Here is an 18,807-nt window from a genome sequence, read left to right on the forward strand (position 1 = left end):
ATTTATTATTATTGTGAATTTATAAATTAGTATTATCTAATGACATAAATAATGCCTAATGAAATTTGCGTTAAATCAAATAAAATATTATTTCACATTGCGTCAAAGTTACTCTCGTGACACTTTGATTTCGAGATTGTTAAATGGATGTTTTTCAAAATTCATAAGGAATGACATATGAAAAGATCGATTGTTTTTTCGGCATTGGTTCCATTCTTATTCGCCGGAGTAGTGCATGCAGCAGACGGTAACGTTATCACTGAAGATGGGCAGTTGATTATTAAAGCAACTGTACAAGGTTCTTCATGTCATTTCAGTTCAGAAAGCGGAAGTTCTGCAATTATCGACATGAATACGATATCAACTTCCGACGTCTATAAGATTGATGTTGGTGAAGTCAATCCTACTAAATGGAATAATGACACTGATTTAATTGAAATTATCTGTCCATCTTCTGTTGCGTTAAAAACCATTATTTTTGACCCAACAAATTTTTCTGGTACATACCCAACATTGTTACAAGATGATGATGGGGATGCCACTGGCGTTGGTTTCTCTGTTGATTTTCATAACAGTGAGTCGACCTCGGTAACTATTGATTCAAACAACAAAATTGTAGATGTTAGCCAGTTGAAAGGTGAAGATAATGGCGCTGACGGCATTAAATACACGTTAAAATTTGATGCGCAATGGGCTCGTCTGGCTCAGGATGTTAAAGCGGGCGAAGTAAAATCTACTATTAAATTTACTGTCGAAACAGATTAATTCTCAATGGCTATATTGCCGGGCGTCACCGGCAATATAGCGCTATCACTAAGGTAGTGTATTATGAAACGGATTTTACTTGCAGCCCTGATAGCGCTGACGCTCCCAGCACACGCCGATATCGTGATTTATGGCACCCGCGTTATTTATCCGGCGGAGAAAAAAGAAATTGTCGTTCAGTTAATGAACCAGAGTAGTAGACCATCTCTGGTGCAAAGCTGGATTGATGATGGAGACACGTCATTACCGCCAGAAAAGATTAACGTACCATTTTTGCTTTCACCACCCGTTGTTCGTGTTAAAGGCAATTCAGGTCAGCAAATAAAAATAAAGAAAATGGCTAATGCGTTACCAGATAACAAAGAAAGTATTTTTTATTTTAATGTGCTGGATATTCCACCCAATTCAAAAGATCAAGATGGGAAAAACACACTTAAATTTGCCATGCAAAACAGGTTGAAAATGCTGTATCGGCCAAAAGGCGTTGAGGCTGTTACGCAAAACAGTATTAAAAAATTAACCTTTTCTCGCAATAGTCGTGGTTTAAATTTACAAAACGCTACGGCTAACTGGATTACAGTGCCAAAAATTGAGGCAAATAAAGTACAACTAAATGGTAAAACAATTTTATTGCCACCGTTGTCCAGCCAGATACTCCAGTTGAGAAACAATGGTAGCAGTCAATATGTTGTCACCATTATTGATGATCGTGGGAATTACGTTAGCGATACGGTCAGCGTTAAATAATATGAGGTGTGGCTATGTTAAGGATAACTCCACTTGCTTCTGCGATCTTTTTGTTGCTGTTTTCAGGTCAGTTATTTGCTGAAGAGGAAACCTTTGATACCCATTTTATGATGGGTGGATTGAAGGGAGAAAAAATTAGTAATTTCAGTTTCGACGGTGAAAAACCGTTGCCGGGTACCTATGATTTAGATCTTTATCTAAACAATCAATGGCGTGGTAAGTATGAGCTGAATGTGAAGGATGAACCTGATGAGACCTGCTTAAGCTGGGATCTCGTTCACCGTTTGGGTATTAAGTCTGAAGGGATTAACGCTGATAAAGATGCGCAGTGTGTCCCGCTAAAAGCGGCATTGCAGGGCGGGACGTCAACATTTGATATGAGTCGATTTCGTCTTGATCTCAACGTACCACAGGCTTTTGTCAACGAACTGGAACACGGTTACGTTGAGCCAGAAAACTGGGATCGCGGAATTAGCGCGTTGTATACATCCTATTATGCGAGCCAATATTATAGCGATTATAAAAACTCCGGTACCAGTAAGAATACCTTCGTTCGCTTTAACAGCGGGTTAAATTTGCTGGGTTGGCAACTGCACTCTGATGCCAGTTACAATAAAACGGATGACAGTAGTGGTGAGTGGAAAAGTAATACTCTGTATCTGGAGCGTGGGATCCCGGAGATTTTGGGTACGCTACGGGCGGGTGATATGTACACATCATCAGATATTTTTGACACCGTTCGCTTTCGCGGAGTGCGTCTGTACCGTGATATGCAGATGTTGCCAAACTCCAAACAGAATTTTACGCCGTTGGTGCAGGGGATTGCGCAAAGTAACGCGTTGGTCACTATCGAGCAAAATGGTTTCGTGGTGTATCAAAAACAGGTCCCGCCGGGGCCATTCTCCATTGCTGATTTGCAACTGGCTGGTGGCGGTGCTGACCTTGACGTTAGCGTGAAAGAAGCGGATGGCAGTGTCACAACCTATCTGGTTCCCTATTCTTCGGTTCCCAATATGCTTCAGCCCGGAGTATCAAAGTATGATTTTGCTGCCGGTCGTAGCCATATTGAAGGCGCCAGTAACCAAAGTGACTTTGTTCAGGCCAGCTATCAATATGGTTTTAATAATCTTTTAACGCTGTATGGCGGCACAATGCTAGGGGATAACTACAACGCCTTTACGCTGGGAACCGGCTGGAATACGCGTATCGGCGCGGTTTCATTCGATGCCACCCAGTCCCATAGTAAACAGGATAATGGCGATGTCTTTGATGGTCAGAGCTACCAGCTTGCATGGAGTAAATTTCTCACGCAAACCGGAACACGTTTTGGTTTAGCGGCATATCGTTATTCGTCCCGTGATTATCGTACATTTAACGATCACGTTTGGGCGAATAATAAAAACTCGTATCATCGTGATGAAAATGATGTCTACGATATTGCTGATTATTACCAGTATGATTTTGGCCGCAAAAATAGTTTCTCAGCCAATATTAATCAATCGCTACCGGATGGCTGGGGATCCGTATCGCTAAGCACGTTATGGCGAGATTACTGGGGACGTAGCGGTAACAGTAAAGACTATCAGTTGAGCTATACCAATAGCTGGCAGCGTATTAGCTATACACTGTCGGCCAGCCAGACTTATGATGAATATCATAACGAAGATAAACGTTTCAACATCTTTATTTCCATACCGTTTAATTGGGGAGATGGTATATCTGCTCCACGGCGACAAATGTATCTATCAAATTCGACCACGTTTGATGATGATGGTTTTGCGTCAAATAATACGGGTATCACTGGTATAGCGGGCGATCGCGATCAATTCAATTATGGCGTCAACCTGAGTCACCAGCGCCAGGATAGCGAGACAACGGCCGGAGCAAATCTGACATGGCGAGCACCAGTGGCAACGGTCAATGGGAGTTATAGCCAATCGTCAAAATATAAACAGAGCAGCGGAAGCCTGTCTGGCGGGATTGTGGCGTGGTCTGGAGGGATTAATCTGGCAAATACACTCTCGGATACTATTGCGATAGTGGAGGCCCCTGGACTTGAAGGCGCATATATCAATGGACAAAAATATCGGGTAACAAACAGCAAAGGCACCGTGGTATATGATGGCATGACACCGTATCGCGAGAATATGCTGACCCTGGATGTGTCTAATTCGCACAGTGAAACAGAGTTACAAGGTAACCGTAAAAGTGTTGCGCCATACCGCGGAGCTGTGGTCAAGGCACGCTTTGATACAGACCAACGCAAACCTTGGTATTTTAAAGCACTGCGTCCGGATGGTTCCCCATTAACCTTTGGTTATGAAGTGGAAAGCGAGCAGGGCGAAAATATTGGCCTGGTTGGGCAGGGCAGTATGTTGTTTATTCGTACCAATGATGTACCTGCAAAAATCAAAGTTGCCATTGATAAACAACAAGGACGTTACTGCACAATCTCTTTCAGTAAGGGAATTGATGTAAGTAAGACATACGCTTGCCAGTAAAAGGATAATGATGATGAGATGGTTACTCTTAACACTATTAACATTCTGCTCGTTTGCGGCGCAGGCAGATAAATGTAATTCTGTTCCCTCAGAAAATATTATGGGCGCATATTCTTTCACTCCCGATGCAATGTCCGGTACGCTTACTGGTGGTATTTTTGCTTCTGGCCTGGATGGTGCTGCTGTACTGAAATGTAGTGCACAGGAACAAGTATGGTTGAAGGCGGCAATGGCCTTCCTGCATAGCAATAAATATGCTTTTAAGGTCGGCAGTAAATATTATATTGTTTCTTTCTCCGTTAGTTACGAGGAAAAAGGTACTGTTGCAAATAAAGCAGAATATACGTTATCAGATTTTTTTAATATGGCAGGATTAGCACTGAATTATTCCATTGTTGAGGCATCAGACCCTGGGGCGGCAACGATTATCGCCCCTGGTGCAACGATCCCCCTCGTTACTGAGCTGAATCTTGAGTACTGTCAGGGAAATGAGAAAAACTGTAGTTTTAAAAAATTCAATTATAATCTAAATGTCACGATTATGGTCGATATCACAACCTGCTATTTTGGTAATCAGGAAATTGATCTGGGGGTGATAAATATTAATGATCTGGATAAGAAAGCATTTGAACTTCATCCGGTAAAATTCACCTGCCAGGCCAGTGGTGCCGGGAGTCTAAAATTTACACCTGATAATCTGTTATTTTACTTTGAACCGATGAGTCCGTTGGCGGAGGATTCGATGACCCTGACCAATGACTACGGTACAGCGGCAAATAGCGCAGGGTCGGTAGGATTTCAGTTATCAATGAATGGTTCGACCAGTATTGGGTATGGCAGGAGTAACCTGTATCAATCTGATGCTGTGACAGGGAATATAGTGCCGATTAATATCTATGCTCGTACCAGAACGTATGCAGGCAAAGTCACCGCTGGGGAGACAATGAGTCGGGTAAAAGTCGTTGTAGATTACAACTAAAAAGAGAAGTTCGGCATGAAGCTTACGCACCCAATAACATACTGGGTGCGTTTTTTTTACCGGTGATAAAAAATCTCGCCGTCGTAGGCTTTAATGATCTTAGCATCGGCATCGTTGACCAGCACATACGCGCCGCCCATATAGGTCCAGTGGGTGCCTGCCGTTGGTGCGGGCAGGTTGCGCAGATTCCATTGCTTAATGGTGTATTCTTCGGTGAGATACAGTGGTGGAACCTTGTCACCGGGCTTGAAATGGGTAAAGTCGGCAATGAAACTGCTCAACTCATATTTATCAATACCTGTGGGGGCTGCGGTTGCAGCCGGCGCGGCCCAGACCGCACTGCTTGCGAGCAGTAGTGCACCCAGCAACATTTTCTTCTTCATACCCATCCTCTCTACCTGTTCGGGTCATCAAAATTAGCCCTGTATGATTCCTGGCTAACAGGACATCTGACAAGCACTATTTTGTGATTACTCCAGTCATTTCGTAAAAAGTGTAAATGAAAGTGCAGAAATCCGGCAACCGTGACCCAGCGGTTTCACCGCCAAAGCCTGTTCCGCACCAATTTACATCGTTAATCGCAGGCAGTATCCTGTTGCCGAAACCTGAATATCATATTTGTGTTTCAACGACTCGGGGTGCCCTTCTGGTGAAGGCTGAGAAATACCCGTACCACCTGATCTGGATAATGCCAGCGTAGGGAAGTCTGACACTGCTCGTGTCCCTTCTTCACGCGGGCAGGAGTTGAACCATGCAGCCTGACCTGCACAGCCGTACCCTTGCGGCTCACACCTTACAGCAATTTAGAACGCTTTCCCCACTGACACACTGTATGACTAATGACGTTGTGCAGAGTTTTACCGCCAATACGCTACTGGCTTTAGGGGCATCCCCTGCGATGGTGATTGAACCTGAGGAAGCCAGCCAGTTTGCAGCTATTGCCCAGGCGCTACTCATTAATGTTGGGACACTGACTCAGGCGCGAGCAACGGCAATGCGTGCCGCCGTTGAGCAGGCGCAGCAGGCGAAAACCCCCTGGACGCTGGATCCTGTTGCCGTTGGCGCACTGGATTTTCGTCGTCGCTTTTGTCTGGACATACTTGCGCTGCGCCCGGCTGCGATTCGTGGCAACGCGTCAGAAATACTCGCCCTGGCTGGGATGAACGCCGGTGGGCGTGGGGTGGATACCACCGACACCGCATTGGCTGCGCTTCCCGCAGCGAAGGCGCTGGCTCGTCAGGTCGGAGCCATCGTCGCGGTTACCGGGGAAGTGGATTATGTCACTGATGGTCAGCGGACGGTGGGTATTCATGGTGGCGATCCGCTGATGACGCGGGTAGTGGGCACCGGATGCGCACTGTCAGCGGTAGTCGCCGCCAGTTGCGCACTGCCCGGTGACCGGCTTGATAACGTCGCTTCCGCCTGTAGCTGGATGAAACAGGCCGGACAAATTGCCACGCAACAATCGACCGGACCGGGCAGTTTTGTCCCGGCATTTCTCGACGCCCTCTATAATCTGAACCCCCAGGAGCACGCATGAAACGGATTAACGCCTTAACCATTGCCGGAACCGATCCGAGCGGTGGCGCAGGAATTCAGGCCGACTTAAAAACATTTTCGGCACTCGGCGCTTATGGCTGTTCAGTCATCACGGCACTGGTGGCGCAAAATACGCGCGGAGTACAGTCGGTATACCGGATTGAACCCGATTTTGTGGCGGCGCAACTGGACTCTGTGTTCAGCGATGTGCGCATCGATACCACCAAAATCGGCATGCTGGCAGAAACCGATATTGTCGAAGCCGTTGCCGAACGTTTACAGCGTCACCGGGTACAAAACGTCGTACTGGATACGGTAATGCTGGCAAAAAGCGGCGATCCGCTGTTGTCTTCCTCTGCGGTTGAAACGCTGCGTACCCGTCTGTTACCGCAAGTGTCGATTATTACCCCTAATCTGCCGGAGGCGGCGGCGTTGCTCGGTGCATCGCATGCCCGAACGGAGCAGGAAATGTTAGAACAGGGGCGTGCGCTGCGTGCGCTGGGCTGTGAGGCGGTATTAATGAAAGGGGGGCATCTGGATGATGAGCAAAGCCCTGACTGGCTCTTTACCCGTGATGGCGAACAGCGCTTCACCGCGCCAAGAGTGGCAACCAAAAATACGCACGGAACAGGTTGTACGCTGTCGGCGGCGCTGGCGGCGCTGCGTCCACGTCATGTTAACTGGGCTGATACGGTACAGGAAGCTAAGTCGTGGCTCTCTGCGGCGCTGGCGCAGGCCGACACGCTGGAAGTTGGCGAAGGAATCGGTCCGGTCCATCATTTCCACGCGTGGTGGTAATGGGTATACTGGCTGCAGAAACGGCTGCCAGGAAAAAGATAAATGGAACAAGCGCATACCCAGCTTATCGCGCAACTGAATGAACGTATTTCAGCGGCGGACAACACGCCGCTGTATATGAAATTCGCTCAAACGGTTAAGAACGCTGTGCGCAGTGGGATCCTGGAGCATGGTAATATCCTGCCTGGCGAGCGCGACCTCAGCCAGTTGACTGGCGTTTCACGCATTACGGTGCGAAAAGCGATGCAGGCGCTGGAAGAAGAGGGGGTGGTGACGCGTGCGCGTGGCTACGGGACGCAAATCAATAACATCTTCGAGTATTCGCTCAAAGAAGCGCGCGGTTTTTCACAACAGGTGGTGTTGCGCGGTAAAAAGCCGGATACGCTGTGGGTGAATAAACGCGTGGTGCCCTGCCCGGAAGAGGTGGCTCAGCAGTTGGCCATTGCTGTCGGCAGTGAGGTCTTCCTGCTTAAGCGCATTCGCTATGTTGATGAAGATGCTGTGTCTATTGAAGAATCATGGGTACCCGCCCATCTTATCCATGACGTGGATGCCATTGGCGTTTCACTGTACGAGTATTTACGCAGCCAGCATATCTTTCCACAGCGTACACGCTCACGCGTCAGTGCGCGGATGCCGGACGCAGAGTTCCAGTCACATATTCAGATGGACAGCAAAGTGCCGGTACTGGTGATCAAGCAGGTAGCGCTTGATCAGCAGCAACGGCCTATTGAATACAGTATCAGTTACTGTCGAAGCGACCTATACGTCTTTGTGTGCGAGGAGTAACGCCTCGCGTGAGGGGGCGCAGTCGCCGCCGCGGTGACCCACCACCCAGGATGCTACCGCATTGCCAAGCAGGACGGCATCGCCCAGCGACCAGCCCGATGCCAGCCCAGCCAGCATACCGCCTGCGTGACTGTCTCCCGCACCGATGGTATCAACGACTGAGGTCGGAAAGGCGGGCACGCAACCGGATGTCTGAGCGCTGAAATACCACGCGCCGTCTTTATCGTGACGTACTACTACCGGTGCGGTGAAACGCTGCACCCATTCTGTGCCAAAACCTTCCACATCCTGACTCAATGCAAACCGCTCGGCGGCAATTTCTGCCTCCTGACGATTAAGTGACACCAGCGGACGACAGGCCATGATCCGCGCCATCAGAGCATCGGGAATATCACCAATTCGCGGACCAAAATCGATGAATGGTGTAGCCGTCGTAAGACTCTCCAGCCACCGTACCAGCAATTCACCACAGGGTGAGGCCAACTGATAGCCGGAAAGGTAGACGTAACTCTCGTGCGGGATATTCAGCTGTGCCAGCCAGTCAGCATTCCACTGATTTTCGACGCCGCTAAATGACATAAATGTGCGTTCACCGTCCGGCTCGACCAGTGCCAGACACCAGCCGTTATCGCCCTCAGCATTGTCGATCAGGCTGTGCAATCCTTCTTTCGCCATACGGTTGCGGATTATATCGGCCCACACGCCCTGACCCAGCGGTAAAGCATTACTGGCCTCGATGCCCAGACGCTTCAGAGCGACGGCAATGTTGAGCGCACAACCGCCCACGTTCACGCCCTGCTGCTTAAGCTCAATATCACAGCCGCGCCAGGGAAGTGCATACGCATCGGCAATCACATCAATAACCGCCGCACCGACTACCGTTACCGGTTGCTGGCTGTGCAACTGTGGGAGAAGCATTTGCAGACGCGTAGCACTCATAGCGCCTCCCGTTGCTCGCGCAGTCGCACTAGCGCACTGGCATAGCGGGTGAAATCGAGCTTATTCACCGCATCCAGTTCCTGTTTTAACGTCGGATTAATCGCGCTTACGCCGTGTAGCGCACCACAAATAGCGGTTGCCATTGCCCCGATGGTGTCAGTGTCGCCGCCGAGGTTCGCACACAGTACTGCACAGCGGTTAGGATCGGTTTGTGCCAGTTCGACCATCGCGATGGCGCAGGGCACGGATTCGATGGTGCTGGTCCCGGCGCCAATCACCTGATACAGCTGCTCGCTGGCAGATTCCGCACCGTTGGCCTCGCGAACGATTTTCAATGCCAGTTCGAGGCGGGCTGCAAGCGATGCGCTAAACGTAGTGATCCGTTTTTGCTGAGCGTGGAGGGCAATCGCGGGAAGTGCCCCGACAATCTCAGGCCATGTCCTTGCGTCGATAGCACGAGACACCGCCCAGGCGATGACCACCGCGCCCGCAATCGCTAAATCCGACTTATGTGTCGGACTAGAGGCCAGCGCGATGTCGTCAATAAACGCATCAAGATTCCCTGTCGGTAGCAGGCATCCCAACGGCGACACACGCATAGCCGCCCCATTGGTGACACCGTTGTTTTCCAGCTCAGCAACAGACTTACCGTCGCGGATGGCGTTGAGTGCAATCTTTGAGGTGGGCCCCAGCACGTTTTTATTGAAAGCATCAAAACGCTCAGCCCAGGCGAGGATATTGCGGCCAATAACGTCCGGAACAATTTCTCCATCGCTCTCTAACAGAGCATCAGCCAGACACAGTGCCATGGAGGTGTCATCAGTAAACTCAGCCTGATTAAAGTAACACGCTGCATTATTTTCTTCAGGGCCCGGTAAAAAGCGGTCGATCCAACCAAAGTGTGCCTTAACGCGGGTTCTTGGCCACAGTTCCGACGGCATACCCATCGCATCCCCTAACGCCTGCCCATAAAGAGCACCGAGAATACGTTCTGCTTTCATTTAACTTCCCCTTGTTGCAATGCGATATCGCGGTCGTCCACCTTAATGGCGGTGATTTCTTTGTCTGACTCGCGAAAGAAAATCATAAACAGCACGGCGATAACGGCGATCATGATCGCGCCAAATCCCCACATGCCAGCCCAGTTAAAGGTGAGGCCATCAACCGGCTCTTTATAAGCAAACATTTTTTCCATCATCACCCCACCCAGGCGGTAGCCGAGCAGGCTGCCGAATCCCTGACAGCAGAGAGTGATTAACCCCTGCGCCGCGGTGCGCATGTGCACAGGCGCTTTTTTATCGACATAGATGTAGGCCGTAACGTAGTAGAAATCGTAGCTAACGCCATGTAGCAGAATGCCGAGAAATAGCAGGGCGTAGGTGAAATATTCTTCCGCGCCGCCGTAAACAAAAAATCCGTAACGGATCGCGGCAGTGATAAGACCAAGCAACAATACCTTTTTAATGCCAAAGCGTTTGGTGAAGAACGGCAGTGCCAGCATAAAGAAAATTTCAGAGAACTGACCCAGCGTCATCCAGCCGGTCGCATTTTTCATCCCAACTTCTGTCAGGTAGCCGTTGGCGAAGATGTAATAGAACGCCAGCGGCATGGCAAACAGAAAAGAGCAGAAGAAAAAGACCAGGAAGTTCTTATCACGCAGCAGGATCAGCGCATCCAGACCCAGCATGACTTTGAAATCCATTTTGCCGGTACTTTTTGGCGGCGTATCCGGTAAGAAGAACGCAAAGACGCCCAACAGCGCGGAGCTTCCGGCTGTGATCAGCAAGGGAATATTAGTCGGTGAGATATCGCTATAGCCCAGCATTTGCGGTAAGAAACCGCAGGCTAAACCAGAGGCGATCCAGCCAATCGTCCCCATCACGCGGATGCGTGGGAAATCACGCTCAACGTCCGGTACGTTGGCAAAAGCGATACTGTTGGTCAGCGCAATCGTCGGCATATAGGTCAACGAATACGCCAGCAATAGCGGAAAGAATCCGCCAAACGTCGTCTGCTGCGCGGCAAAATACATCAAAATCGCGCCGACAAACATCAGCACTGCCAGTACTTTTTGCGCAGAGAAAAAGCGGTCAGTGATCGAACCGACGAAGATCGGTGAGAGGATCGCGGCAATGGCGGTACAGGCATAAGACCAGCCAATTTCACCGGCAGTAAAGCCGCTTTTACTCAGCCAGAGCCAAAGTGGCACAAACCAGGCGCCCCAGATAAACCACTCCACAAACATCATGAACGACAGCTTAACTGTAGTTTTCATCTTTAAATCCTTCATGACAGGTAAGGTACGGCTGGATAGTACCACCTGATAATACCTTTTAAATACCTTTATGCTCTGAATTTGACCGCTGTATCATTTTTTGATGCCTGAATCGAGCCAGCGGAAATCGCTGAAAAGTGCGCTAAAGATGGAAAAAATACGCAGTCAGTACCAGGCTTATTGCTGCCCGCAACCAGGCGGGTCAGGACAATCCACTTCCGATATCAAATCGGAACTTACGGGAGCATAGCTATGACTGATATTGCGCAGTTGCTTGGCAAAGATGCCGACAACCTTTTACAGCATCGTTGTATGACCATTCCTTCTGACCAACTTTACCTGCCAGGACATGATTACGTCGACCGCGTGATGGTTGACAATAACCGTCCACCCGCCGTGCTGCGTAATATGCAGACGCTGTACAACACCGGACGGCTCGCCGGGACCGGTTATTTGTCGATTCTGCCTGTAGACCAGGGGGTGGAACATTCTGCTGGGGCATCGTTTGCCGCAAACCCGCTGTATTTTGATCCCAAAAATATTGTTGAGCTGGCAATTGAAGCGGGCTGCAACTGCGTCGCGTCAACCTATGGCGTGCTGGCGTCTGTTTCGCGTCGTTATGCACATCGCATTCCATTCCTTGTGAAAATTAACCATAACGAAACGCTCAGCTACCCGAATACCTTTGACCAGACGCTGTATGCCAGCGTGGAGCAAGCGTTCAATATGGGCGCGGTCGCGGTGGGGGCAACCATTTATTTCGCTTCTGAGGAGTCTCGCCGCCAGATTGAAGAGATTTCTGCGGCCTTTGAACGTGCCCATGAGTTGGGCATGGTGACGGTACTTTGGGCCTATTTGCGCAACTCTGCGTTTAAGAAAGACGGTGTGGATTATCATGTTTCGGCTGATTTGACCGGGCAGGCAAACCATCTGGCGGCGACTATCGGCGCGGATATCGTTAAACAGAAAATGGCAGAGAATAACGGCGGGTATAAAGCGGTTAACTTCGGCTACACCGATGATCGTGTCTATAGCAAGCTGACCAGTGATAACCCGATTGATCTGGTGCGTTATCAACTGGCGAACTGCTATATGGGACGCGCCGGACTCATTAACTCCGGGGGTGCGGCTGGTGGAGAAACCGATCTCAGCGATGCGGTGCGTACAGCGGTGATTAATAAACGAGCCGGTGGTATGGGGTTAATTCTTGGACGTAAAGCGTTCAAGAAAACCATGGCTGACGGCGTGAAGCTGATTAACGCCGTGCAGGATGTTTATCTGGATAACAAAGTCACGATTGCCTGATGTCAGTAGAGTACCGTCGGATTAGCGCAATAATGGGCAACCCGGCGGTAGCCTGCAACGCAGGGCTGCGGGCAGGATTTCAACATGAAACTCTTGCCCGCTGAGCGGTTCACCATCCAGATTGAAGGTAATTTCATGTGGCGCACGGATATCAAACCATGATGATGCGCCATCGATGATATTCGGATTGTCTTCGGACTGAGTTATCGCCGATAGCAGTGCCGGAATCAGCTCCTCACCGGTAAAGATTCGCAGTTGCAGCAGACCGTCGTTAATGAGCGCGGTTGGGCAAAGTTGCTGTCCGCCACCGGCCTGACGCCCGTTGCCAATACCAATCACCAGCGCATCCCCCTGCCAGTGAAAGTTTTCGCCGCGAATGTCGCAACTGTCTGGCTTCAGCGTATCCATGCGCATTAACCCGTGAATAAAGTACGACACACCGCCCAGGGCGGCTTTGAGTTTCTCCGGTGTTTCGCTGGTGATCCGCGTACCGAACCCTCCGGTCGCCATATTGATAAAGCAGGTTTTATCGTTGACCTGCGCCATATCAATCTCTACCGAGTTCCCGGCAATAGCCAGCTTTAATGCCTTGTCCAGCGCTTCAGGAATGCCAACGCTGGTAGCAAAATCATTTGCCGTTCCCAATGGCAAAATCCCGAGTGCGGGAACATTCTCCCCCTGGCAGTGGATCAGCGCTGTGGATACTTCGTTGATGGTACCGTCACCACCGCCGGCAATCACCGTTGCCACGCCCAATCGTAGCGCTTCATCAACGTAACGTTGCGCGTCACCTTTTTCCCAGGTCACGCGAACATGGATTTCGACACTTTCGTTGCGCAGTTGAGCAATAGCGTCACGCAGGGGAAGGTTATCAGCACTTTTCCCATTCAGGATCAGTAAGCTGGCCGGGAATGCTATCATCCTGTTACCTCACTTTTATCGTTTTAACTAGTGTATGTCAGGAATGCGTTTATGGCGTAGGAACTGACTGAAAGCGAAGACCCATAGACGGGTTCTGAGGGAGATATGGGGGGGGATTGACTCGCTTCGCTCGCCCCTTTGGGGCAGCCCGTTCGCTGCGCTCCCGGTCTGTCCAACTGGCTGCGCCAGTAGTCGAACCCGGTCGGGGGTTTCTCATCCCCCTCGCAGATGTGCATGCGAAAAAAGAGCCCGTACTTTCGTACGAGCTCTTTCTTGAATATGGCGGTGAGGGGGGGGGATTGACTCGCTTCGCTCGCCCCTTTGGGGCAGCCCGTTCGCTGCGCTCCCGGTCTGTCCAACTGGCTGCGCCAGTAGTCGAACCCCGGTCGGGGGTTTCTCATCCCCCCCGCAGATGTGCAACATGCGAAAAAAAAGCCCGTACTTTCGTACGAGCTCTTTCTCGAATATGGCGGTGAGGGGGGGATTGACTCGCTTCGCTCGCCCCTTTGGGGCAGCCCGTTCGCTGCGCTCCCGGTCTGTCCAACTGGCTGCGCCAGTAGTCGAACCCCGGTCGGGGGTTTCTCATCCCCCCGGAGATGTGCAACATGCGAAAAAAAAGCCCGTACTTGCGTACGAGCTCTTCCTCGAATATGGCGGTGAGGGGGGGATTCGAACCCCCGATACGTTGCCGTATACACACTTTCCAGGCGTGCTCCTTCAGCCACTCGGACACCTCACCATATTGTTGTTCCTGTATTGCTGGAACGGGCGCTAATGTAGGGGAAATACCGCCCCGGCGTCAATCTACTTTTTCAAAAAAACGTGCATTTACACAAACTTCAAGCAACATGGGGCTTAAATGAGCGGGAATTGTTTTTTTTGCCAGCATCCTAAAATTTGCTAATCTGATATTCCCTCGGAAAATGATGATAATAAGTGCGAGAACGTTCCGCATAACAATATTCAGGAGACAATATGGAAATAATTTTCTATCACCCTACATTTGATACGGCCTGGTGGTTAAAGGCGCTGGCGAAAGCCATCCCTGGCGCTAACGTTCGCGAGTGGAAAGCGGGTGATAACGCCCATGCCGACTATGCGCTGGTCTGGCATCCGCCGGTTGAAATGCTGGCAGGACGAAAATTGAAAGCCGTCTTTGCATTAGGAGCCGGAGTGGACTCCATCCTCAGTAAGCTAAAAGCGCACCCGGAGATGCTGGATACCTCGATTCCACTTTTCCGTCTGGAAGATACCGGTATGGGTCTGCAAATGCAGGAGTATGCGGTGAGTCAGGTGTTGCACTGGTTCCGCCGCTTTGATGACTATCAGGCATTAAAAACCCAGGCGAAGTGGCAGCCGTTGCAAGAGTATACCCGTGATGAATTTACCATCGGAATCATGGGCGCTGGTGTATTAGGGGCTAAAGTGGCAGAGAGTCTGCAGGCATGGGGCTTCCCGTTACGCTGTTGGAGCCGTACTCATAAATCCTGGCCTGGTGTGGAAAGTTTTGCAGGCACCGAAGAGTTGAGTGCGTTTTTAAGCCAGACGCGTGTGCTGATTAATCTTCTGCCCAATACGGCAGAAACGGTGGGCATTATTAATGCCGGGCTGTTGAATCAATTACAGGATGGCGCCTATGTGCTTAACCTGGCGCGTGGCGTTCATCTCAATGAAGACGATCTTCTGGCATCGTTGAATAGCGGAAAACTGAAAGGTGCGATGCTGGATGTTTATAGCCGAGAACCGCTACCGGAAGACAGCCCATTGTGGAAACACCCGCGTGTGGCTATGACGCCGCACATTGCAGCGGTAACGCGCCCGGCGGAAGCGGTGGATTATATCTCTCGTACCATCCTGAACCTGGAAAGTGGAAAAGCGGTTACCGGTCAGGTCGATCGCGTTCGGGGCTATTGATATCAATATCAACCCGGCCCGCGCCGGGTTTCGACTCAATACACCCCGAATTATTTAGGGTATTAAAGGCGGCGATACCTGCTATCCTTGACGGAAAACGACTACAGGAGAGAGTTATGTATCCCGTTGACCTGCATATGCATACCGTTGCCAGCACCCACGCTTACAGCACTTTGAGTGATTATATCGCTGAAGCCCATCGCAAAGGTATCAAACTGTTTGCCATCACCGATCATGGACCTGACATGGCGGATGCGCCACACCACTGGCATTTTATTAACATGCGTATTTGGCCGCGCGTGGTGAATGGCGTGGGGATCCTGCGCGGGATAGAAGCAAACATTAAGAATATTGAAGGTGAGATCGACTGTTCAGGGCCGATGTTTGACTCACTTGATTTGATTATTGCGGGCTTCCATGAGCCGGTTTTTGCCCCTCACGATAAAGAAACCAATACTCAGGCGATGATCGCCACGATGGCGAGTGGCAATGTACATATTATCAGCCACCCAGGAAATCCCAAATATCCCGTCGATATCACCGCAATTGCACAGGCGGCGGCAAAATATCAGGTCGCACTGGAAATCAATAATTCCTCATTTTTGCATTCGCGTAAGGGCAGTGAAGATAACTGTCGCGCTGTCGCTGCTGCAGTACGTGACGCTGGTGGCTGGGTTGCCCTGGGTTCAGATTCCCATACCGCATTTACGTTGGGAGAGTTCGGTGAATGCCGTAAGATTCTGGATGATGTGGGCTTCCCGGAAGACCGAATTCTGAACGTTTCACCAAAACGCTTGCTGACGTTTCTGGAATCGCGGGGCATGGAGCCTATCGCGGAATTTGCTGAACTTTAATTGTTACTAACTGGAATATATCAATGAACGAGTTTTCTATCCTGTGCCGTGTACTGGGCTCGCTGTTTTACCGCCAACCGCAGGACCCTTTACTGGTTCCCCTGTTTACCCTGATTAGCGAAGGTAAACTGTCTGCTAACTGGCCACTCGAACAGGATGAGCTGTTGGCCCGTTTGCAGAAAAGCTGTGATATGCCCCAGCTTGCTGCAGATTACAACGCGCTGTTTGTCGGGAAAGAGTGTTCCGTGCCGCCTTATCGTAGCGCCTGGGTAGAAGGGGCGAAGGAAGCAGATGTTCGTGCATTCCTTTCAGCACGTGGAATGCCGCTGGCGGATACACCAGCCGATCATATTGGTACCTTGTTGCTGGCGGCATCCTGGCTTGAAGACCAGTCAGCAGAAGATGAGAGTGAAGCACTGGAAACCTTGTTTGTTGACTACCTGCTTCCCTGGTGCGACACGTTCCTTGGTAAAGTTGAGGCGCATGCGAATACCGCTTTCTGGCGAACTATGGCACCGCTGACGCGCGATGCCATTAGCGCAATGTGGGACGAATTGCAGGAAGATACCGACGAATAAATGTGATTTAGATCACTATATACTGCAACACAATTTATCATCTTGCATAAATTGTGTGCACGATCTCATTACTATGCCGTTTTTCTGCTAAGATGCGCGGCATGAACATACTTCTCTCTATTGCAATCACAACGGGCATTCTCTCCGGACTCTGGGGATGGGTGGCCGTTTCTCTTGGTTTACTCAGTTGGGCTGGCTTCCTGGGCTGTACGGCTTATTTTGCCTGCCCGCAAGGTGGACTGAAAGGGCTGTGGATCTCGGCGTGTACGCTGCTAAGCGGCGTGGTGTGGGCGTTGGTGATTATTAATGGTAGTGCACTTGCTCCGCATATGGACATCCTTGGTTATGTCATAACGGGAATTGTCGCATTTATGATGTGTATCCAGGCAAAGCAATGGTTGCTTTCATTTGTCCCGGGCACATTTATGGGGGCATGTGCAACATTTGCAGGGCAGGGAGACTGGCAGTTGGTTCTGCCTTCTCTGGGGCTGGGCTTGGTGTTTGGTTATGCGATGAAAAACAGTGGGCTGTGGCTGGCATCACGTCGCGAAAACCCGGCTTCATCCACACTGACCAGTAAATAAAAAAAGCGTGAGGCTTCCCTCACGCTTTTTTCTCTCGGTTTATTATCAGGACTCTGGAGGTACCGACATATGGCGGTATTTGACCAGAATGTCGTTATCAACTTGTTTCTTATCCTGCAAATCCCACAAGCCGCGATCGATACCGTCATTTATCAGGAAGATAACGCCAGTTTCAATGGCTGACATCAGGCAAAGCATGACCGGTTCGTTAGAGGTATAACCAATTTCCCCTTCCAGAAGCCGTTGGTAGTCAATGAAACGGAATACCCCTGCCTGCACTTCATAAGACAGGATGGTTTTACTGGTGTTTACCGAAGAAAGGATCTCACCGGTACTGACGTTAACCACACGCAGGTTTACCGCAATCTGATCGAGTTGGTATTGCGTATCTGCACCAATACCGAAATAACGCGCGCCGACACCACCTGATTTAACGTTGCTTTCATAGCCGATGATTGAACCTTCAACCATTACGTTAGCCGCGGTTAATGATTGCAGCGGAATTCGGTTGTTAATGGCAACCGTGCCGTTTTCCTGTGCCGCACGGATGATTTTCCGTTCGTTCAGTAAGTTCTGTAATCCCTGACGCTCCAGCGGGATGAACCAACGCGAATCTTTCAGTGCGGTAACCAGCATTGCCGTGGCACTTTGCGGTACGGCAGTGGAGAAGTTACTTGCCGGATAAGGTTTAAACTGACCCGTTTCATCCTGGATATTGTAAACCGATACAAAGATTTTACCCGTAGGCATCGGGAGATGCGTCAAGTCTTTGTAACTTTGGGCGCGAGGCATTAATGTCGGTTTAGCGGCTTCTTGCGGTGGGGACGTTAAGCATCCGCTGAGTAAAAATACTGCAACCATTATAAGTAAGCGCTGCATGATTTTTTCCTTTCGTGGCTATGGCTTAGAAATCGGTTGACTGTGTTTGTAAACCCGACACTTCGATCGTCGATGTTTTTCCCGATTTCCTGTCGGTAACATTCAATTGCAGCTGCCCGTCCCGGTTAGCGATATCAATGATAAAATCATTGGTCACCATTCTTCCCGGCTTACCGGTATTAATGTTGGTGAGCAGGCCGCCGAGAATTTGTGACTGAATCGCCTGAGTAAAGTTATCCAGCGCTGACGGTGTTTCAATTCCGTAATCGCTATAGCTCGGATCTTTATAGGAGTTCTGCGCCTGAGCGCTGTTCAACAAAAAAGCCCCGTTATTCGGGTTGCCACCAAAGTTTGGGTTTCGGAACTGGAACGTCATGTTTCCGGCCCAACTTAATGGTGAAATTAGCATGAGCAAAACCACTGCATGTTTGACACGCATG

At 50.0% G+C, this 18,807-nt stretch carries 19 protein-coding genes, 1 tRNA gene and 1 riboswitch; of the genes, 12 read left to right on the plus strand and 8 right to left on the minus strand.

Annotation, left to right across the window (positions count from 1 at the left end):
* Positions 1-177 precede the first annotated feature (177 nt).
* The 4 genes from NNO08_RS20680 to NNO08_RS20695 all read left to right on the plus strand — a co-directional run bounded on the left by NNO08_RS20680 (position 178) and on the right by NNO08_RS20695 (position 4,992).
* Positions 178-765 (plus strand): fimbrial protein, encoded by a 588-nt coding sequence (locus NNO08_RS20680; protein WP_271457476.1) that lies wholly within the window; start codon positions 178-180, stop codon positions 763-765.
* A 63-nt stretch (positions 766-828) separates the two neighbouring features.
* Positions 829-1,512: a fimbria/pilus periplasmic chaperone gene (locus NNO08_RS20685; RefSeq protein ID WP_271457477.1), complete on the plus strand. Its 684-nt coding sequence runs from the start codon at positions 829-831 to the stop codon at positions 1,510-1,512.
* A 14-nt stretch (positions 1,513-1,526) separates the two neighbouring features.
* A complete protein-coding gene (locus NNO08_RS20690; RefSeq protein WP_271457478.1) occupies positions 1,527-4,013 on the plus strand; it encodes a fimbrial biogenesis outer membrane usher protein in 2,487 nt (828 codons plus the stop codon).
* Positions 4,014-4,026: 13 nt separating this feature from the next.
* The gene (locus NNO08_RS20695; RefSeq protein WP_271457479.1) at positions 4,027-4,992 is read left to right on the plus strand and encodes a fimbrial protein; all 966 of its coding nucleotides are present in this window, start codon (positions 4,027-4,029) and stop codon (positions 4,990-4,992) included.
* Positions 4,993-5,048: 56 nt separating this feature from the next.
* Here NNO08_RS20695 and NNO08_RS20700 read toward each other — a convergent pair whose 3' ends face one another.
* Positions 5,049-5,381 (minus strand): RcnB family protein, encoded by a 333-nt coding sequence (locus NNO08_RS20700; RefSeq protein WP_137382311.1) that lies wholly within the window; start codon positions 5,379-5,381, stop codon positions 5,049-5,051.
* 235 nt (positions 5,382-5,616) lie between these two features.
* A riboswitch (TPP riboswitch) is annotated at positions 5,617-5,712 on the plus strand.
* A gap of 31 nt (positions 5,713-5,743) precedes the next feature.
* Between NNO08_RS20700 and thiM the strand changes: the two genes are divergently transcribed.
* From thiM to NNO08_RS20715, 3 genes are read left to right on the plus strand one after another with little or no spacing between them, the layout of a single operon-like run.
* Positions 5,744-6,532 carry a hydroxyethylthiazole kinase gene (thiM, locus tag NNO08_RS20705; RefSeq protein WP_271457480.1) on the plus strand — a complete coding sequence of 263 codons (789 nt, stop codon included), beginning with the start codon at positions 5,744-5,746 and terminating at the stop codon, positions 6,530-6,532.
* On the plus strand, positions 6,529-7,329 hold the full coding sequence (thiD, locus tag NNO08_RS20710; protein ID WP_271457481.1) for a bifunctional hydroxymethylpyrimidine kinase/phosphomethylpyrimidine kinase: 801 nt from the start codon (positions 6,529-6,531) through the stop codon (positions 7,327-7,329). The genes thiM and thiD overlap by 4 nt, the downstream gene beginning before the upstream one ends.
* 42 nt (positions 7,330-7,371) lie before the next feature.
* Positions 7,372-8,118 carry a GntR family transcriptional regulator gene (locus tag NNO08_RS20715; protein ID WP_271450541.1) on the plus strand — a complete coding sequence of 249 codons (747 nt, stop codon included), beginning with the start codon at positions 7,372-7,374 and terminating at the stop codon, positions 8,116-8,118.
* On the opposite strand, the gene NNO08_RS20720 is transcribed toward NNO08_RS20715, so the two are convergent.
* Genes NNO08_RS20720 through NNO08_RS20730 form a run of 3 tightly spaced genes read right to left on the minus strand, consistent with a single transcriptional unit; the run spans position 8,092 to position 11,332 of the window.
* Positions 8,092-9,057 (minus strand): PfkB family carbohydrate kinase, encoded by a 966-nt coding sequence (locus tag NNO08_RS20720; RefSeq protein ID WP_271457482.1) that lies wholly within the window; start codon positions 9,055-9,057, stop codon positions 8,092-8,094. The genes NNO08_RS20715 and NNO08_RS20720 overlap by 27 nt on opposite strands.
* A complete protein-coding gene (locus NNO08_RS20725; RefSeq protein WP_271457483.1) occupies positions 9,054-10,058 on the minus strand; it encodes an ADP-ribosylglycohydrolase family protein in 1,005 nt (334 codons plus the stop codon). The genes NNO08_RS20720 and NNO08_RS20725 overlap by 4 nt, the downstream gene beginning before the upstream one ends.
* Positions 10,055-11,332 carry a nucleoside permease gene (locus tag NNO08_RS20730; RefSeq protein WP_271457484.1) on the minus strand — a complete coding sequence of 426 codons (1,278 nt, stop codon included), beginning with the start codon at positions 11,330-11,332 and terminating at the stop codon, positions 10,055-10,057. The genes NNO08_RS20725 and NNO08_RS20730 overlap by 4 nt, the downstream gene beginning before the upstream one ends.
* 252 nt (positions 11,333-11,584) lie before the next feature.
* Here NNO08_RS20730 and fbaB point away from each other — a divergent pair, with 252 nt between their 5' ends.
* The gene (gene fbaB / locus NNO08_RS20735) at positions 11,585-12,637 is read left to right on the plus strand and encodes a class I fructose-bisphosphate aldolase (RefSeq protein WP_271457485.1); all 1,053 of its coding nucleotides are present in this window, start codon (positions 11,585-11,587) and stop codon (positions 12,635-12,637) included.
* A gap of 21 nt (positions 12,638-12,658) precedes the next feature.
* Here fbaB and yegS read toward each other — a convergent pair whose 3' ends face one another.
* On the minus strand, positions 12,659-13,558 hold the full coding sequence (gene yegS / locus NNO08_RS20740; protein WP_271442616.1) for a lipid kinase YegS: 900 nt from the start codon (positions 13,556-13,558) through the stop codon (positions 12,659-12,661).
* Between the two features lie 651 nt (positions 13,559-14,209).
* Positions 14,210-14,297, minus strand: a tRNA-Ser gene (locus tag NNO08_RS20745).
* Between the two features lie 236 nt (positions 14,298-14,533).
* On the opposite strand from NNO08_RS20745, the gene ghrA reads away from it, so the two are divergent.
* The 4 genes from ghrA to NNO08_RS20765 all read left to right on the plus strand — a co-directional run bounded on the left by ghrA (position 14,534) and on the right by NNO08_RS20765 (position 17,488).
* A complete protein-coding gene (gene ghrA / locus NNO08_RS20750) occupies positions 14,534-15,472 on the plus strand; it encodes a glyoxylate/hydroxypyruvate reductase GhrA (protein ID WP_271457486.1) in 939 nt (312 codons plus the stop codon).
* A gap of 116 nt (positions 15,473-15,588) precedes the next feature.
* A complete protein-coding gene (locus tag NNO08_RS20755) occupies positions 15,589-16,326 on the plus strand; it encodes a phosphatase (RefSeq protein WP_271450547.1) in 738 nt (245 codons plus the stop codon).
* Positions 16,327-16,349: 23 nt separating this feature from the next.
* Positions 16,350-16,904, plus strand: coding sequence for a TorD/DmsD family molecular chaperone (locus tag NNO08_RS20760; RefSeq protein WP_005129133.1), 555 nt, complete (start codon positions 16,350-16,352; stop codon positions 16,902-16,904).
* Between the two features lie 101 nt (positions 16,905-17,005).
* Positions 17,006-17,488, plus strand: coding sequence for a DUF1097 domain-containing protein (locus NNO08_RS20765; protein ID WP_271450548.1), 483 nt, complete (start codon positions 17,006-17,008; stop codon positions 17,486-17,488).
* Between the two features lie 45 nt (positions 17,489-17,533).
* On the opposite strand, the gene csgG is transcribed toward NNO08_RS20765, so the two are convergent.
* Positions 17,534-18,367, minus strand: a complete 834-nt coding sequence (csgG, locus tag NNO08_RS20770; RefSeq protein WP_005129128.1) for a curli production assembly/transport protein CsgG — start codon at positions 18,365-18,367, stop codon at positions 17,534-17,536.
* A 25-nt stretch (positions 18,368-18,392) separates the two neighbouring features.
* A complete protein-coding gene (gene csgF / locus NNO08_RS20775; RefSeq protein ID WP_005129126.1) occupies positions 18,393-18,806 on the minus strand; it encodes a curli production assembly/transport protein CsgF in 414 nt (137 codons plus the stop codon).
* Position 18,807: the final 1 nt, after the last annotated feature.

The organism is Citrobacter sp. Igbk 17, from assembly GCF_028069775.1.
In the GTDB taxonomy this organism is placed as follows: domain Bacteria; phylum Pseudomonadota; class Gammaproteobacteria; order Enterobacterales; family Enterobacteriaceae; genus Citrobacter.

What these genes read in the sequence shown, in the direction of transcription:
- NNO08_RS20680 (WP_271457476.1), top strand. Translation starts at nt 178, where the DNA reads ATGAAAAGATCGATTGTTTTTTCGGCATTGGTTCCATTCTTATTCGCC.
- NNO08_RS20685 (WP_271457477.1), top strand. Translation starts at nt 829, where the DNA reads ATGAAACGGATTTTACTTGCAGCCCTGATAGCGCTGACGCTCCCAGCA.
- NNO08_RS20690 (WP_271457478.1), top strand. Translation starts at nt 1,527, where the DNA reads ATGTTAAGGATAACTCCACTTGCTTCTGCGATCTTTTTGTTGCTGTTT.
- NNO08_RS20695 (WP_271457479.1), top strand. Translation starts at nt 4,027, where the DNA reads ATGAGATGGTTACTCTTAACACTATTAACATTCTGCTCGTTTGCGGCG.
- NNO08_RS20700 (WP_137382311.1), bottom strand. Translation starts at nt 5,381, where the DNA reads ATGGGTATGAAGAAGAAAATGTTGCTGGGTGCACTACTGCTCGCAAGC.
- thiM (WP_271457480.1), top strand. Translation starts at nt 5,744, where the DNA reads ATGCAGCCTGACCTGCACAGCCGTACCCTTGCGGCTCACACCTTACAG.
- thiD (WP_271457481.1), top strand. Translation starts at nt 6,529, where the DNA reads ATGAAACGGATTAACGCCTTAACCATTGCCGGAACCGATCCGAGCGGT.
- NNO08_RS20715 (WP_271450541.1), top strand. Translation starts at nt 7,372, where the DNA reads ATGGAACAAGCGCATACCCAGCTTATCGCGCAACTGAATGAACGTATT.
- NNO08_RS20720 (WP_271457482.1), bottom strand. Translation starts at nt 9,057, where the DNA reads ATGAGTGCTACGCGTCTGCAAATGCTTCTCCCACAGTTGCACAGCCAG.
- NNO08_RS20725 (WP_271457483.1), bottom strand. Translation starts at nt 10,058, where the DNA reads ATGAAAGCAGAACGTATTCTCGGTGCTCTTTATGGGCAGGCGTTAGGG.
- NNO08_RS20730 (WP_271457484.1), bottom strand. Translation starts at nt 11,332, where the DNA reads ATGAAAACTACAGTTAAGCTGTCGTTCATGATGTTTGTGGAGTGGTTT.
- fbaB (WP_271457485.1), top strand. Translation starts at nt 11,585, where the DNA reads ATGACTGATATTGCGCAGTTGCTTGGCAAAGATGCCGACAACCTTTTA.
- yegS (WP_271442616.1), bottom strand. Translation starts at nt 13,558, where the DNA reads ATGATAGCATTCCCGGCCAGCTTACTGATCCTGAATGGGAAAAGTGCT.
- ghrA (WP_271457486.1), top strand. Translation starts at nt 14,534, where the DNA reads ATGGAAATAATTTTCTATCACCCTACATTTGATACGGCCTGGTGGTTA.
- NNO08_RS20755 (WP_271450547.1), top strand. Translation starts at nt 15,589, where the DNA reads ATGTATCCCGTTGACCTGCATATGCATACCGTTGCCAGCACCCACGCT.
- NNO08_RS20760 (WP_005129133.1), top strand. Translation starts at nt 16,350, where the DNA reads ATGAACGAGTTTTCTATCCTGTGCCGTGTACTGGGCTCGCTGTTTTAC.
- NNO08_RS20765 (WP_271450548.1), top strand. Translation starts at nt 17,006, where the DNA reads ATGAACATACTTCTCTCTATTGCAATCACAACGGGCATTCTCTCCGGA.
- csgG (WP_005129128.1), bottom strand. Translation starts at nt 18,367, where the DNA reads ATGCAGCGCTTACTTATAATGGTTGCAGTATTTTTACTCAGCGGATGC.
- csgF (WP_005129126.1), bottom strand. Translation starts at nt 18,806, where the DNA reads ATGCGTGTCAAACATGCAGTGGTTTTGCTCATGCTAATTTCACCATTA.